At 75.1% G+C, this 15,241-nt stretch carries 15 protein-coding genes; 11 read left to right on the forward strand and 4 right to left on the reverse strand.

All coding sequences use genetic code 11. The features are described from left to right. The 7 genes from ACFV4F_RS37025 to ACFV4F_RS37055 all read left to right on the forward strand — a co-directional run. Positions 1 to 1,382 (forward strand): amino acid adenylation domain-containing protein (locus ACFV4F_RS37025; protein WP_380509417.1); only part of this gene is annotated, 1,382 nt, incomplete at its 5' end. Continuing rightward, entirely contained in the window at positions 1,379 to 3,559 is a 2,181-nt protein-coding gene (locus ACFV4F_RS37030; RefSeq protein ID WP_380509420.1) for an amino acid adenylation domain-containing protein, read from the forward strand. The genes ACFV4F_RS37025 and ACFV4F_RS37030, both read left to right, overlap by 4 nt. After that, positions 3,556 to 4,521 carry a TauD/TfdA family dioxygenase gene (locus ACFV4F_RS37035; RefSeq protein WP_380509423.1) on the forward strand — a complete coding sequence of 322 codons (966 nt, stop codon included), beginning with the start codon at positions 3,556 to 3,558 and terminating at the stop codon, positions 4,519 to 4,521. The genes ACFV4F_RS37030 and ACFV4F_RS37035 overlap by 4 nt, the downstream gene beginning before the upstream one ends. Beyond that, positions 4,518 to 6,104, forward strand: coding sequence for a condensation domain-containing protein (locus tag ACFV4F_RS37040; RefSeq protein ID WP_380509425.1), 1,587 nt, complete (start codon positions 4,518 to 4,520; stop codon positions 6,102 to 6,104). Before ACFV4F_RS37035 ends, ACFV4F_RS37040 begins: the two co-directional genes overlap by 4 nt. Beyond that, on the forward strand, positions 6,095 to 7,618 hold the full coding sequence (locus ACFV4F_RS37045; protein ID WP_380509428.1) for an argininosuccinate lyase: 1,524 nt from the start codon (positions 6,095 to 6,097) through the stop codon (positions 7,616 to 7,618). Before ACFV4F_RS37040 ends, ACFV4F_RS37045 begins: the two co-directional genes overlap by 10 nt. Further along, positions 7,615 to 8,529 carry a kinase gene (locus tag ACFV4F_RS37050; protein ID WP_380509431.1) on the forward strand — a complete coding sequence of 305 codons (915 nt, stop codon included), beginning with the start codon at positions 7,615 to 7,617 and terminating at the stop codon, positions 8,527 to 8,529. The genes ACFV4F_RS37045 and ACFV4F_RS37050 overlap by 4 nt, the downstream gene beginning before the upstream one ends. Positions 8,530 to 8,541: 12 nt before the next feature. After that, positions 8,542 to 10,377 (forward strand): pyridoxal-phosphate dependent enzyme, encoded by a 1,836-nt coding sequence (locus ACFV4F_RS37055; RefSeq protein WP_380509434.1) that lies wholly within the window; start codon positions 8,542 to 8,544, stop codon positions 10,375 to 10,377. Between the two features lie 7 nt (positions 10,378 to 10,384). Here the strand turns inward: ACFV4F_RS37055 and ACFV4F_RS37060 are convergent, their stop codons facing one another. From ACFV4F_RS37060 to ACFV4F_RS37075, 4 genes are all read right to left on the reverse strand, one after another. Continuing rightward, positions 10,385 to 11,167, reverse strand: coding sequence for a thioesterase II family protein (locus tag ACFV4F_RS37060; protein WP_380509437.1), 783 nt, complete (start codon positions 11,165 to 11,167; stop codon positions 10,385 to 10,387). Beyond that, the gene (locus tag ACFV4F_RS37065; protein WP_380491017.1) at positions 11,167 to 11,811 is read right to left on the reverse strand and encodes a LuxR C-terminal-related transcriptional regulator; all 645 of its coding nucleotides are present in this window, start codon (positions 11,809 to 11,811) and stop codon (positions 11,167 to 11,169) included. Before ACFV4F_RS37065 ends, ACFV4F_RS37060 begins: the two co-directional genes overlap by 1 nt. A gap of 83 nt (positions 11,812 to 11,894) precedes the next feature. Then, complete coding sequence (locus ACFV4F_RS37070) at positions 11,895 to 12,107, reverse strand: response regulator transcription factor (protein ID WP_380435265.1); 213 nt, start codon at positions 12,105 to 12,107, stop codon at positions 11,895 to 11,897. A gap of 5 nt (positions 12,108 to 12,112) precedes the next feature. Next, entirely contained in the window at positions 12,113 to 12,298 is a 186-nt protein-coding gene (locus tag ACFV4F_RS37075; protein WP_380435264.1) for a hypothetical protein, read from the reverse strand. Positions 12,299 to 12,459: 161 nt separating this feature from the next. Between ACFV4F_RS37075 and ACFV4F_RS37080 the strand changes: the two genes are divergently transcribed. The 4 genes from ACFV4F_RS37080 (at position 12,460) to ACFV4F_RS37095 (ending at position 14,969) form a co-directional block, all read left to right on the forward strand. Beyond that, positions 12,460 to 13,503, forward strand: a complete 1,044-nt coding sequence (locus ACFV4F_RS37080; RefSeq protein ID WP_380435263.1) for a LuxR C-terminal-related transcriptional regulator — start codon at positions 12,460 to 12,462, stop codon at positions 13,501 to 13,503. 79 nt (positions 13,504 to 13,582) lie between these two features. Next, complete coding sequence (locus tag ACFV4F_RS37085) at positions 13,583 to 14,020, forward strand: hypothetical protein (RefSeq protein WP_380509440.1); 438 nt, start codon at positions 13,583 to 13,585, stop codon at positions 14,018 to 14,020. A gap of 91 nt (positions 14,021 to 14,111) precedes the next feature. Then, on the forward strand, positions 14,112 to 14,492 hold the full coding sequence (locus ACFV4F_RS37090) for a cupin domain-containing protein (RefSeq protein ID WP_380509443.1): 381 nt from the start codon (positions 14,112 to 14,114) through the stop codon (positions 14,490 to 14,492). Between the two features lie 111 nt (positions 14,493 to 14,603). Beyond that, positions 14,604 to 14,969, forward strand: a complete 366-nt coding sequence (locus ACFV4F_RS37095; RefSeq protein ID WP_380435260.1) for a DUF488 domain-containing protein — start codon at positions 14,604 to 14,606, stop codon at positions 14,967 to 14,969. Positions 14,970 to 15,241 lie beyond the last annotated feature (272 nt).

A 15,241-nucleotide genomic window follows, 5' to 3' on the forward strand; every position in this document is an offset into this window, starting at 1 on the left:
CGGGGGCGGTCGCGGGCGCTAGCGGCAGCGGCGCGACGTTCACCTGCCTGAACCCCGCCGACCCGGACGCCCGCCTGCGCGACATCCTGGCGGGAACGGGCGCCGTCTGCGTGCTGGCCGACGGGGCCGCCGCCGCGGCGCACCCCGAACTGCTCGGCCCGGACGGCCGGTTCGCGGGCCTGCCGGTGCTCCCACTGGAGCCCGTTCCGCCCCAGGACCCGCCGGGAGACCACGACGGCTTCGAGGCCCCGCCGGCCGCCGACCACCCGCTGTGCATCGTGCACACCTCGGGGAGCACCGGGACGCCCAAGGGGATCGCGCTGTCGCGGGCCGCGTTCGCGCAGTTCGCCGAGTGGCAGCGGGAGCGGTTCGGGATCGGGCCGGGGAGCCGGGTCGCCCAGTGGGCTCCGCTCACCTACGACGCCGCGTACACCGAGGTGTTCGCCGCGCTCACCGCCGGTGCCGCGCTGTGCCTGCCGCCCGGCGGGGCCCGGCGCGACCCGGTCGCGGTGGTGCGCTGGCTGCGGCGGGAGCGGATCGGCCAGATCCAGACCGTGCCGTCGTTCCTCCGGCTGCTCACCGAGGCGCTGGACGCGCAGGGCGGCGAACTGCCGGACCTGCGGCACGTCCTGGTCGCCGGCGAGGTGTTCCCGGTGGACCTGGCCGAGGCCTGGGCGCACCGGCCGGTGCGCCCGGCGCTGCACAACCTGTACGGGCCCACCGAGTGCATCCTCGCCACCCACCACGAACTGCCCCCGGGCGCGGCGTTCCCGGCCACCGTGCCGATCGGCGGGGCGATCCCGGGCCGGGAGGCGCTCGGCCTCGACGCCCTCGGCCGGCCGTGCCCGGCCGGGGTGCCCGGCGAGATCCACCTGCGCAGCCCGTTCCTGGCCGGCTCCTACCACCGCCGTCCCGCCGAGACGGCCGCGGCGTACCCGCCCGACCCGTGGCGGCCCGGCCGGACGCTCTACCGCACCGGCGACCGCGGGTACTGGCGGGCGGACGGCACGCTGGCGTTCACCGGCCGGACCGGCAACCAGGTGAAGATCCGCGGGAACCGGGTCGAACTGGACGAGGTCGAGGCGGTCCTGGAGCGGCAGGCCGGGGTGCGGGAGGCCGCCGCGGCCGTGCGCACCACCGCGACCGGCGACCCCTGCCTGGTGGGCTACGTGGTGGCCGACGCCGGGGTCTCCCCGGAGGAGCTGCGCCGGCTCGTGGCCCGGCGGCTGCCGGCGCCCGCCGTGCCCGACCTCATCGCGGTGCTGGCCGATCTGCCGCGCACCGCCACCAACAAACGTGATCGTGCGCGGCTGCCCTGGCCCCTGCCGGCACGTCGGAACGCGCTGAACGAGCTGAACGAGCTGAAGGGTGACGAATCATGAGGAACGCCGAAGCGGCGGTCGCGGCCCTGGCGGCCGAGGCCGGGGTCGATCCGGACACCGTGCGGCTGGCCGCGTCGTTCAAGGTCGCGGCGGTGCTGACCGGCTCCGACGCGCTCGGCGACGGCGGCCGGAGCTGGCGGGAGCTGATCGCCCGGGTGGCCGCCCCGGAGGGGCGGGCCGATGCGGAGAGGGTCCTCCAGGAGGCGGCGGAGCAGGGACACGTGGGCCCCGACCGCACCGAGGGCTACGTCCGTGCGGTCCTGGAGCGGATGACCGGCTCCCCGGACGAGGCGCACGACGCACACGGCCTGGTCGCCGGCGAGGAGTTGGCCGCCGTGCTCTCGGCCTCCGCCGGCCCGGTCCGGGCGCTGCCGGACCGCCGGTTCCACGAGCTGTTCGAGGAGCGCGTGCGCCGGCACCCCGACGCGGTCGCCGCGGCGCAGGACGGCCGGAGCTGGACGTACGCGGAGCTGAACGGCCGCGCCAACCGGATCGCGTGGTCGCTGCGGGAGCAGGGGCTGGCCGACGAGGACGTGGTGGCCGTGGTGGCCGAGCGCTCGCTGGAGTGGCTGGCCGCCGTCCTCGCGGTCTTCAAGGCGGGCGGCTGCTACCTGCCCCTGGACCCGGCGTTCCCGGCCGAGCGGATCGCCGTCGTGCTGGAGCGCAGCGGCTGCCGCCGGGTGCTCGCGGACCCCGGGCTGGCGCAGCTCGACGAGGCCGTGCGCGGCCGGGAGACGGTGACCGTCTCGGTGCTGACCGAGGTGCTGGCCGCGCCCGGCCGCGAGGACGACCTCGGACTCGCGGTCGCAGCCGACCAGTTGGCGTACATCTACTTCACCTCGGGCTCGACCGGCGAGCCCAAGGGCGCGATGTGCGAGCACGCGGGCTTCCTCAACCACCTCTACGCCAAGATCGAGGACCTGGGCGTCCGGGAGGGGGACGTCATCGCCCAGACCGCGCCGCAGTGCTTCGACATCTCGCTGTGGCAGCTGGTCTGCGCGCTGCTGGTCGGCGGCCGGACGGAGATCGTCGGGCAGGAGACCGTCACCGACGTCCGCCGGTTCGTGGAGACCGTCACCGGGGCCGGCGTCCAGGTGGCCCAGCTGGTGCCCTCCTACCTGGACCTGGTGCTGGAGACGCTCCGGGGCGACAGCCCGGGCCTGCCGTCGCTGCGCTGCCTCGCGGTGACCGGCGAGGCGCTCAAGACCGAGCTGGTGCACCGCTGGTTCGCCGCCTTCCCCGGCATTCCGCTGGTCAACTGCTACGGCACCACCGAGGTTTCGGACGACACCAACCACGGCGTGCTGCACGGCCCGCCGGCCGGCCGCTCCGTCCCGCTCGGCCCGCCGACCCGCAACGTCCGGGTGTACGTGGTGGACGAGCGGCTGCGCATGGTCCCCGGCGGGGCGCCGGGGGAGATCGTCTTCGCCGGGGTGTGCGTCGGCCGCGGCTACGTCAACGACGCCGCCCGCACCGACGCCGCGTACCGCGCGGACCCGTACCGGCCGGGCGAACGGCTCTACCGCTCGGGCGACTTCGGCCGCCGGCTGCCCTCCGGCGAGTTCGAGTACCTCGGCCGCCGGGACTCGCAGGTGAAGGTGAGCGGCTTCCGGATCGAGATCGGCGAGATCGAGAACCGGCTGCTCCAGGTCCCCGGCGTCCGGGACGGTGCCGTGGTGATCGCGGGGACGGCGGAGGACCCGCAGCTGGTGGGCTTCTACAGCGGCGCCGGCGCGCCGGAGCCCGGGGCCGTGGAGCGGGCCCTGGCCGCCGTCCTGCCCCACTACATGGTGCCGGGCCGGCTGCACCGCCTCGACCGGCTGCCGCTGTCGGCGAACGGCAAGATCGACCGGAAGGCGCTCACCGCCACCGCCCGGACGAACGCCCGGACCAACGGCCCGGCGGCGGCCGAGGGCGACGCGGCACGCCCGGAGACCGACACCGAGCGCCGGGTCGCCGGGCTCTGGGCCGAACTGCTCAACGTGCCGCTCGACCGGGTCGGCCGCGGCTCCCGGTTCGTCGAGCTCGGCGGCACCTCGCTGGCCGCGATCCGGCTGGCGATCGCCCTGGACCGCGCGGTGACGGTGGGCGAGCTGAAGGCCACCCCGACCGTCGCCGAGGTGGCCGCGCTCCTCGACCGCAAGGCGGCCGGCCGCACCGCGGAGGCGCGCCGATGACCCCCGCCGCCGACGCCGTGCCGGTCCTGCGCGTGCTCACCGCCGCCCCCGGCCCGGAGTGGGCCGCCGAACACCGCGCCGAGGTCCTCGCCGAGGTCGAGGACTCCGGGGCCGTCCTCCTGCGCGGCCTGGGCGTCGCCTCGGCCGCCGGGCTCGCGGCCGTCACCGCCGCGCTCGGGATCGAGCCGATGGCCGAACGGGAGGGCTTCGCGCCCCGCGACCGCCTCGGCGAGGGCGTCCACTCCGCCTCGCACTGGCCCGCCGACACCCCGATGTGCATGCACCACGAGCAGAGCTACGCCGCCGAGGTCCCGGGCCTGCTGGTGTTCGGGTGCCTGACCGCCCCGCGGCGCGGCGGCCGCACGATGCTCGCCGACTCCCAGCAGGTGCTGCGCGCCCTGCCCCCGGAGCTGGTCGAGCCGTTCCGCCGGGACGGCTGGCGGCTGCTGCGGGCCTACCAGGACGTCGGCGTGCCGTGGACCGACGCCTTCGGCACCGACGACCGGGCCGCGGTCGACGCCTACTGCGCGGCCGAGGGCATCGCGCACGCGTGGTCCGGCGACGGCGCGCTGCGCACCGTCCAGCGCCGGGCCGCCGTGGTCGCCCACCCCCACACCGGTGTGCCCGGCTGGTTCAACCAGATCGCCTTCCTCAACGAGCTGACCATGGACCCGGCGGTCCGCGAGTACCTCCTCCACCAGTACGGGCCGACCGGCCTGCCCTTCACCACGGCCCACGGCGACGGCGCCCCGGTCGGGGCCGGCACCGTCGCGGCCGTCAACGCGGTCTACGACGCGGCCGCCTTCGGCGAGACCTGGCGGGACGGCGACGTCCTGGTCGTCGACAACATCCGGATGGCCCACAGCCGCGAGCCGTACGAGGGCCCCCGCGAGGTCGCCGTGGTCCTCGGCGACCCGGTGCGGCTGCCCGGGCACGTCCTGCCCGGCGGTGCGGCCGGATGACCGCCGCGTCCTTCGCGCAGGAACGCGCCTGGCTGGCCAGCCGGTTCGCGGCCGGCACCGCCCTGTACCACGTCGCGGACCAGTGGCCGCTGCACGGGGACGTCTCCGAGCGGCAGATCCGGGCGGCGCTGGCCGCCGTGGTGGCGCGGCACGAGCCGCTGCGCACCGGGTTCCGGGTCGTGGACGGCGTGCTGACCGCGGTCGTCCACGACCGCGTCGACCCCGACGTCGAGGTCGTCGACCTGTCCGGCCGCCCCGAGGAGCGGCAATGCGAGGACCGCGAGGCTCTCGCCGACCGGCTGAAGCACACCGCCTTCGACCTCTCCCGCGCGCCGCTGTGGCGCGCGGGGCTGGTCCGGCTCGGCGCGGGCCGCTGGCGGCTGCTGTTCGTCGCCCACCATGCCGTCTGCGACGCACCGTCACTCTTCAACCTCCACGCCGAGATCGCCGAATTCTGCGCGGCCTTCGAGCAGGACCGTGCGCCACACGTTCCCCAACTCCCCGTCTCCTACGGCGATTACGCGCGGCAGCAGCGCGACCGGCTCGGCGGCGACGGGCTCGCCCTGCTGGCCGGCTACTGGCGGGAGCAGCTCGCCGGCCTGCCGCCCGCGCACGGCCTTCCGCTGGACCTGCCGCGCCCGGCCCGGCGGTCCTTCGCCGGCGCGGAGCTCCGGGCCGCGCTCCCGGCCTCCACCGCGCGGGCGCTCGCGGCGGTCGGCCGGTCCGGGGCCACGCCGTTCGAGCTCCTGCTCGCCGGGTACGCCGCGCTCGTCCACCGGCGCTCCGGCCGGGACGACCTCGTCCTCGGGGTGCCGCTCTCCGGCCGGGACCGGCCCGAACTGCTGCCCCTCGTCGGCACGTTCGTGAACACGGTGGCGCTCCGGATCGACGCCTCGGGCGACCCCCCGTACGCCGCGCTCGTGGACCGCGTCCGGACGGTGTGGCGGGCGGCCCGCGACCACCAGGAGATGCCGTTCCAGACCGTGGTCGAGCAGCTCGCGCCGCAGCGCGGGCCCGGCCTGCCCCCGCTCTACCAGCTGGCGTTCAACGTCACGGCGGCCGAGGGCTTCGGGCCCCCGTCCACGGCGGCCGAGGACGACCTGCTGCTGGAGGTCTCGGGCATGGCGGTCCGCCTGGAGTACAACACCGCGCTGTTCGGACGGGAGACCGCCGCAGGGCTGCTCGCCGACTACGCGGCGGTGCTCACGGCGGCCCTGGCCGACCCGGCGACCCCGCTGTCCCGGCTCCCGGCCGGCCCGGGCCCGGAGCCGGGAGCGGCACCGGCCCCACCGCCCGGCCGCGTACCGCCGCGCACCGCCGCCGAGGCCCTGGTGGCCCGCGTCTGGGCGGAGGTCCTCGGCGTCGACCGGGTGGGCGTCGACGACGACTTCTTCGCGGCCGGCGGCCACTCGCTGCAGGCACTGCGCCTGCTCGCCCGGCTGTCGTCCGACCACGGCGTCGAGACCACCGTCGACGCCTTCTTCGCGAACCCGACCGTCGCGGGGCTGGCCGCCGAGCTGGACCGGCGCACCACGCCCCACCGGCACGAGCAGAACGACCCCGAGGGAGAGACATGGCAGTGACCGGCCGGATCGACGGCGTGCCCAGCGAGGTCTGGGACGAGGAGGTGCTGGCCCCGCAGTTCGCCTACGAGGCCGAGGCCCTGCTGCCGCACTACGTCTCCATCGAGAAGGTGCTGCTGCTGGAGTACCGCAGGATGGGCCTGGTCGACCCGCAGGGGGCGGCCGCGATCGCCGGACGGCTCGACGAGCTGACCCCCGAGCTGATCCGGGCGGACCCGCGGGACAACATGTCGGACATCTTCTTCGCGATGGAACGCCACGTGGCCCGCGGCGCCACCGCCCCCTTTGCGGCCTGGCACGTGGACCGCAGCCGCAACGACTTCCAGGCCTGCGGCCAGTTGCTGTCCTGCCGGGAGAACGTCCGGGCCGTCGCCGGGGACCTCATCGCCCTGGGACGCACGGCGGCGGCGCGCGCCGCCGAACTGCCGGACAGCCCCATGCCCGGCTACACCCACGCGCAGGCCGCGCAGACCATCACGCCCGCCTTCTACCTCTCGGCGCTCTCCGAGGAGATCCTCGGCGCGGCCCGGCGCCTGCTGAGCGCCTACGACGAGATCGACCGCTCGCCGCTCGGCGCGGGCAGCATGGCCGGCCAGGAACTGCCCTGGGACCGCGAGCGGATGGCCGGCCTGCTGGGCTTCCGGCAGCCGCAGCCGCACGCCCTGGTCTCGGTGGCCTCCCGGTCCTGGGCCCTCGCGGTCGCCTCCGCGCTGGCGGACCCCGCCGTGCTCCTCAGCCGCTTCACCACCGACCTGATGACGTGGAGCGGCGCCGGCTTCGGTTTCGTGGACTTCCCCGACGCGCTGGCCGGGATCTCGGCCGCGATGCCGCAGAAGCGCAACTTCCCGGTCCTGGAACGGATCCGCGGCCGCTGCTCGCACGTGGTCGGCTGCGCGACCCAGCTCGCCTTCGCCCAGTGCGGCACCCCGTACGCCAACAGCGTCGAGGTCTCCAAGGAGGCCGGGCGCCACCTCCAGGCCCAGGTCGCCGCGCTGCGCTCGGCCCTGCGGCTGGCCCGCACCGCCCTCGCCGGCGCGGTGTTCCGGACGGACCGCATGCGCGAGGCCTGCGAGGCGGACTTCCTCGGCGGTTTCACCCTCGCGAACCTGTTGACCCTGGAGGCCGGCGTCCCCTGGCGGACGGCACAGGTGATCGCCGGAGCCTACGTCAGGGCCGCCGTCGCGAAGGGCCTGACCGCGGCCGACCCCGACGGCCCGCTGCTCGCGGCGATCGCCGGGGAGCACGGCCACCGGGTGCCCGAACCCGCCGCACTGCTGTCCGGCGCCTTCGACTCCGACCGGGCCGTCCGGGTCAAGCACTCCGCCGGGTCGACGCACCCCGATGCCGTCCGCGCCATGCTCGCCGCGCAGGAACGCGGCTACCGCGAGGTCGCCGGCCAGTGGCGGCTGCGTGAGGAGGCGGCGAGCGTCGCCGCGGCGCGCGTGGACGCCCTGCTGGCTGTCGAGGAGACCGCCGAGCGCACCCCGGCGAGCAACCCGGCGGGCACCTCGTGACGGGCTCCGGCCTCATCACCCGCCGCCCGGGCGCGGACCTGCGCAGCGGCCGGGCCGACGCCTCTGGCACCTTCGGCGAGCTCCTGCAGGGGCGGCTGCCCGATGGCACGGACTTCCTCGTCACCCTGCCGATCACGCTCCGCTCCCGGGCCTGGTTCCGCTTCGACCCGGCCGGCCCGCTACGCGTCTTCCCCGCGCACAAGACGAAGTCCCTGCGGCTGGCCGAGGCCATGCTGACGGCCCACCAGCCCGGAGGCGGCGGGACCCTGATCCTGGACAGCGACCTGCTCATCGGCAAGGGCCTCGCCAGCTCCTCCGCCGACCTGGTCGCCACCGCGCGCGCCGTCGGCGGCGCGCTGGGCCTGGACACCGGCCCGGCCGAGGTGGAGCGCTGGCTGCGCCCGATCGAGCCGACCGACGGGGTGATGCACCCGGGCGTCGTCGTGTTCGAGCACCGCGCTGTGCGCCTGCGCGAGGCCCTCGGCGGGCTGCCGCCGGCCACCGTGGTGGCGGTCGACGAGGGCGGCCGGCTGGACACCGTCGCCTTCAACAAGCGGCCCAAGCGCTACTCGCCGGCCGACACCGCCGAGTTCACCGGACTGCTGGACGCCCTGACCGCGGCCGTGCGCGCCGGGGACCTCGCCGCCGTGGGCCGGGTGACCACCCGCAGCGCCGTCCTCAACCAGCGCTTCGCGCCCAAGCGGCACCTCGACGCGATGCTGGCCGTCGCCCGGCGGACCGGTGCGCTCGGCGTGGTGTGCGCCCACAGCGGCACCATGCTCGGCCTGCTGTTCGACGACGCGGACCCGGACCGCGCCGCCAAGGTGGCCGAGGCGCACGCGGCCTGCGAAGCCCTGGGCGACGACGTCCTGCTGTTCCGCACCCTCACCCGCCCTTCCCACGAACCCTAAGGACGTACCGACATGCGGCAGGAATCGGTCATCGACGGCATCGGCCACACCCCGGCGGTGCGGCTGCGGGTGGACGCCCCGGACGGCGTCGAGGTCTTCGCCAAACTGGAGATGCAGAACCTCTTCGCGATGAAGGACCGGGTGGCCCGGCAGGTGATCCTCGAAGCCCGGCGCACCGGCGCGCTGGCCGAGGGCGGGCCGATCGTGGAGAGCTCCTCGGGCACGATGGCGCTCGGGGTGGCCCTGGTCGGCACCTACCTCGGCCATCCCGTGCACATCGTCACCGACCCGCGCATCGACCCCGTCACGCTGGCCAAGCTGCGCACCCTGGGCTGCGAGGTCCACGTCGTGGAGACGATGACCGGCCAGGGCTGGCAGAGCGCCCGGCTGGAGCGCCTGGCCGAGCTGATGGCCGGCCTGCCCGGCGCGTTCTGGCCGCGCCAGTACAGCAACCCGCAGAACCCCGCCGCCTACCGCGGCCTGGCCGGCGAACTGCTCGCCGACCTGGGGACGGTGGACGTCCTGGTGGGGGCGGTGGGCAGCGGCGGCTCGCTCTGCGGAACGTCGAAGGCGCTGCTGGAACGCCTGCCCGGCGTCGCAGTGGTGGGCGTGGACTGCGTGGGCAGCGTGCTCTTCGGCCAGCCGGACCGCCCGACCCGCCGGCAGGGCGGGCTCGGCAACAGCCTCTTCCCGGACAACATCGACTACCGCGTCCTCGACGAGGTGCACTGGCTCTCCGACGACGAGGCCTTCGACGCCACCCGCCGGCTCGCCCGGGAGCAGAAGATCTTCGGCGGGAACACCTCGGGCTCGGTCTACCGGGTCCTCACCCACCTCGCGGCCCGCGCCGAGCCGGGCACCCGGCTGGTCGGGATCATGCCGGACCGCGGCGACCGCTACGTGGACAGCGTCTACGCCGACAGCGCCCCCGGGGGTGCCGTGGCCGAGGCCCCCGAGGAGGTGGAGTACGGCGCCACGGTGTCGAGTTGGTCGTTCGCCCGGATCCCCCGCAGGGACCGGCGGCTGCTGCTCTTCGTCGAGTCCAACACCACCGGCACCGGGATGATCGCGCTGCGGACCGCCGTCCGGCTGGCCCTGGAGCCGGTGCTGTTCACCAAGGACGCGGCGCGCTACCCGGACCTGCCCGCCACCGGCTGCCGGGTCGAGGTCTGCGACACCGACGACGAGGCCGCGCTGGACGAGGCCGTCGCCCGGGTGAGCGCCGGACGCCGGGTGGCGGGCGTCACGACGACCAGCGAGTTCTACCTGGAGCACACCGCCCGGGCCGCCGCCGCCCTGGGCACGCCCGGCAACCCGCCGGAGGCGATGGCCCGCTGCCGCGACAAGGCCCTGACCCGCGCCGCGCTGCACGAGGCCGGGGTGCACCAGCCCGGGTTCGCGGTCGTCACCGACCCGGACGGCGCCGTGGCCGCCGTCGCCGCCGTGGGGCTGCCCTGCGTCGTCAAGCCGGTCGGGGAGTCCGGCTCGCAGTCCGTGCTGTGGTGCGAGGACGCCGCCACGGCCGTCGCGCACGCCACCGGGCTGCTCGCCGTCACCCACAACGTCCGCGGCCAGCGGACGGCGGGCGCGGTGCTGGTCGAACAGTACCTGGACGGGCCCGAGTTCAGCGCGGAGATGTTCGGCGTGGACGGGGTCGCGCGGGCCGGGCGGGTGCCGGGCGTGGAGCGGGTCGTGGTGAGCGGGACGCCGGGGCGCGAGGTCCGGCCGCCGCAGAGCGCCTACGACCGGCTGGGCCACGTCATCGCGGTCGGTTCCTCACCGGAGGAGGTCGGACGCGCGCTGACCGAGGCGACCGGACTGATCGAGGTGGCCGTCGAGGAGAGGTGACGGTCCGTCACATCGCCTCCGGCGCGGGCCGTCCGTGGAGCTCGGCCGCCATCCGGCCGAGCATCCGGTCCATCTCCTCCCGGAGGAAGAAGTGTCCGCCGGGATGGACGTGGAGGGCGAACGACGCCGACGTGTGATCGGCCCAGCCCGCGGTCGGCTCCACCGGGACGACCCGGTCGTCCCGGCCGGCGAACGCCGTGATGGGGCAGGAGACCCGGCTCCCGGCCGGCGCCCGCCACCGTTCGAACAGGGTCAGGTCGGCCCGGATCACCGGCAGCATGAGCTCCATCAGCTCGGCGTTGGCGAGGATCCCGGGAGGCGTGCCGCCCATCGCGGACAGCTCCGCCAGGAGCTCGGCGTCCGGCAGTCCGTGCAGCGGCCTCGGCTCGGTGGCCGAGGCCGGCAGGGCCCCGGAGACGAAGAGCCGGGCCGGCGGGGTGGCCCCCGGCCGCCGCTCCAGCTCCTCGGCCACGGCGTACGCGATCTTCGCGCCCATGCTGTGCCCGAGGATCGCGTAGGGCCCGCTCTCCCGCCGGAGGACCTCCTCGCACAGCGCGTCCACCACGGCGGCCATGTCGGTCAGCGGGGGATCGAGCAACCGGGTGCCGTGGCCCGGCAGTTCGACCGGGACGACCTCGACGGAGAGCGGCCGGGCGGCCGCCGTCCACGGGCGGAAGAACTGTGCCGCCCCGCCGGCGAAGGGGAGGCAGTAGAGGCGGGGCGAACCCGTTGTCGTCGTCCTGGTCCAGGGCAGCCAGCGGGTGCCGTGGTCACGGTTCTGTCGCAGCATCAGATGACACCGTTCTGGTGGGCGAACACGGCGGCCTGGAGGCGGTCCCGGAGGCCGAGTTTCCTGAGCAGCTGGGAGACGTGGAACTTGACCGTCGACTGCACGATGCAGAGCCGCTTGGAGATCTCGGCGTTGGACATCCCGTTCGCCAGGAGCGCCAGGATCTCGCGTTCGCGGAAGGTGAGGAGGTTGAGCCCGAGCGCCGGGAACAGCGCGGGCCGTCTGTCGCGCACCCAGCTCAGGAGCAGGGCCGCGATGTCGGGGGAGAGGAAGGAGTGGCCGGCGGCCATGGCCCTGATCGCCTGGGGGAAGTCCTCCGCCAGGGTGTTCCGGGTGACGATCCCGGTCGCGCCGGCCAGGACGGACTCCAGGACGGCGTCGTCCTCGGCCGGTGTCATGAGCAGCGTGCGGGGGGCCGGCCGGCTCGGCCCCTGGAGGTCGCGGACGAGCTCGATGCCCGTCATGTCCGCGAGTTCGTAGTCGGCCACGACGACGGCGGGGTTCAGCTCCCGGGCCAGCGCGCTGGCGGTGCTCCCGTCCGCGGTCTCGCCGACCACCCGGAAGTCCGGCTCGGCCACGAGGGCCGAGGAGAGTCCGCTGCGCATCAGCGGCTGGCCCGCACAAATCAGGATCGGTATCTCCATCGGTCCGTGACATCCCCTTTCTCCGGAGTGGTCCTCCCGGCCCGCCGGCCTCCCGCCGGTCGGTGCTTCGGATGCGGACCGGATCAGCCCGTACCGGGCCCGGCGGGCCCGGCGGTATCGAGCCCGAGGGCGATGGCCAGCAGCTGCGTGCGGCTGCTGGCTCCGCTCTTGGCCCGCATGTTGCGGATGTGGGTCTCGACGGTGTGGTGGCTCAGGTGCAGCAGGCGGCCGATCGCCCGCGACGTGTGGCCGTGCGCGAGGTGGTCGAGGATCTCCCTCTCCCGCGTCGTGAACAAGGGGTTCAGCCTCCCCAGGAGGTGTCGTTGCAGCGGGTGCGCGGCGGGCAGGTGAACGGGGCGGACGGCGTGGGGCCGCCGCGCTGGGCGGTCGTGGTGTGGCTGTCGTGGGCGCGTGCCGAGGCCGTCGGCGGGAGCCAGGCGGCGACGGCGGCGAGGAGCGCCACGGTGGTGAGGACGATGCGCTTCATGGGGTGTCTCCCGTGGTTCGTTGGTATTCGCCCCATCCGCTGAAGGGGCGGTGGCCTCACTCTGGCGGGCATCGAAGATCGCCGACATGCTTGGAGCCGTTCATCAACGTGCCTGGCAACAAAGGGGTGTGGGTGTAAACATGGACAAAAGTGATCATGATGTGACAGGGCGTCGGGCCGAACCAGGTCAGGGGCAGGAATCCGACCTGTCCGTCTACGCATGGTTCGCGGAGAACCGGTTCGCCGGGGCCCACGATCCGGTGGTCGTCGCGCAGGCGACGGGACTGGCCCCGTCCGGAGTGACGGCCGCGGTCGAGAGACTCCTCGACACGGGACTGCTGGCGCCGGCCGGCGCCCGGCAGGACGCGCTGCGGGTGGTGTCCCCCGACGCGGCCTTCTTCCGGCGCGCCGCGCCCGTCGAGGCGGAGATCCGGCAGCGCCAGGACGACATCGCCCGAATGCGCAGCCGGTACGACGAGTTCTCCACGCTCTTCCCGGAGAGCCGGGAGACCGGCGCGGGCATCGAGGTGATCCCCACGCTCGCGGAGGTGCGCTTCCTGCTCAACCGGCTGGGCGAGCAGTGCACCACCGAAGTGGTCTCCTGCCAGCCCGGCGGCGGCGCCCGGCTCCCCGAGGCGATGTCCGAGGCCCTCGTGCGCGACCGGGCGATGCTGGAGCGCGGCGTGCGCATTCGCACCCTCTACCACCACACCGCCCGCTTCAACGGCCCCAGTCAGGCCTACGTCGCCGCCGCCTCCGCCCTGGGCGCCGAGTACCGCACCACGCACGAACTGGCCGGGCGGGTCATCATCATGGACCGCGAGACCGCCTTCCTCCCCTCCACCGGCCCGGGCCTCGGGGCCACGGTCATCCGCGAACCGTCGACCGTCGCCTACCTGTACGAGATGTTCGAACTCACCTGGGGCCAGGCCACCCCGTTCCAGGAGTCGACCGGACGCGAGATGGAGGCCGTCGCCCGGGAGATGCACGGCACGATCCTGCGCCTGCTCGCCGACGGGATGAAGGACGAGGCGATCGCGCGCCGGCTGGGCATGTCGCTGCGCACCGCGCGCCGGCACATCGCCGAGATCCTGGAGCGGCTCGGCGCCGACAGCCGCTTCCAGGCGGGCGTCGCCGCCAGCCGGGCGGGCCTGCTGGATACCCGGGAGCCGGATACCCGAGGGCCGGATACCCGAAAACCGTGATGCCGTCCGACACGCCGATGCACCATGCTTGACATCCCGACATCAGCGGGGTGAGCGGTACCGCCGAAGGAGACGACACGTGGACTGGGAACGCCTGAGCGAGCGCCCGGGGCAGGATCCCTACCTCCAGGAGCTGGCGCTCTTCCTGGACGCCCACTTCGCCCGCACCTTCGGGCTGGTCTGGCCCGAGAACGAGCCCGTCGTTCCACGGGGGACGGGCGGACCGCCGGACACCGTGCTGGCCAGGTACGTCGCCGACGGCCTGACGGCCCTGCTGGGCTGGCGGGTCGAGCACGCCGCCGGCCCCCGGCCGCCCTCCGGCCACCTCCTGGTGATCCAGTCCGCCGGATCGAGCCGCTGGACGCTCCGCTCGTCGGGGGACCCCGCCGCCGAGGTCTCCACCCTGAGCGGCGAGGCCCTGTACGTCCCGCCCGGCTACCGGTCCAGCGCCGTCCACAGCGACGACGCGCGGCACGTCGTCCTCGTCGTCACCGAAGCCGAGGGGGCACAGGCCTAGGGCGACGACGCCCACCTGCCCCCACCGGCGGGCTTCCGTAGAATCCACGGGCGCCCATCCGGCCGCGCCCGCCCGTCCGCAGGAGGAAGCCTTGACGTCCGACCCGCGGCCCGGTGTGCTCACCTGCCTGGACGGCCTGCTCGACCGGGCCCCCGCCGACCGCGGCGGCGCCCTGTGGCGGCTCGCGGAGGAGGGCCGCCAGCTGGACGCGAACGTCATCCGCCTGCTCCCGCACGCCGAGGTGGCCGCCCACGTGGAGCCGGACCTCGACGTCCTCGTCCAGGTCCTGGAGGGCAGCGGCCACCTGGAGACGGCCGCCGGTCGGCAGGTCCTGGCGCCCGGCTGCACGGCCTGGCTGCCGCACGGCGCCCGCCGCGCCGTCTCGGCGGGCCCGGACGGCCTCGTCTACCTCACCGTCCACCGCCGCCGCCCCGGCCTGTCCGTCCGCCCGGCACCGGCGGACGTCCGGTGAGGGGCTGACGGGCGCGCCGTACGCCCGCGCGGGTGTGCCCCGCTTGTGGACGGGCTTGGTCGCGGGTTCTCGTGGAGACCGGTGTCCGGACAGAACCGGGAGGGTCCCGTCATGGCCGCACGAGTCGCCTACCGGCGGATCTACGAGGAGTCCTCGCCCCAGGACGGGCGGCGGGTGCTCGTCGACCGGGTCTGGCCGCGCGGGATGACGAAGGAGGACGCGCACCTCGACGAGTGGCTGCGGGACGTCGCCCCGTCGACCGGCCTGCGCCGTTGGTACGGGCACGAGCCGAGCCGGTTCGCCGAGTTCCGCCGCCGCTACCGCGCCGAGCTGCGCGACACGGAGCACCGGGAGGCGGCCGGGCACCTGCGCGACCTCGCCGCCGGGGGCGGTCTCACGCTCCTGACCGCGACCAGGGACGTCGACCACAGCCAGGCCGCCGTCCTCGCCGAGTGGCTCGGCGGCACGCGGCGATGACCGTCAACCGCGCTCCTTCGCCCCCACCCGCACGGAGGAAAAGACGGGCCAAACGGGGCGTTGAACCGAGCCGCGGCCGCGCTCGTACCGAAGGGCAGGGGAAAGCGGTCCGGCATCCGGCCGGGTCGCCGGACCGAGACGGGACATGATGGCCGACGAGCGCATCGACACCCGACTGCTGGACGAACTCACCGAGCAGTCACAGGACTTGAACAGCGACGCGATGCGGATCACCCGCGGCGCGCTGAGCGGCTTCGCGGAGGCCGCCGGGC

It is taken from the genome of Kitasatospora sp. NPDC059722, assembly GCF_042733235.1.
Lineage (GTDB): Bacteria > Actinomycetota > Actinomycetes > Streptomycetales > Streptomycetaceae > Kitasatospora.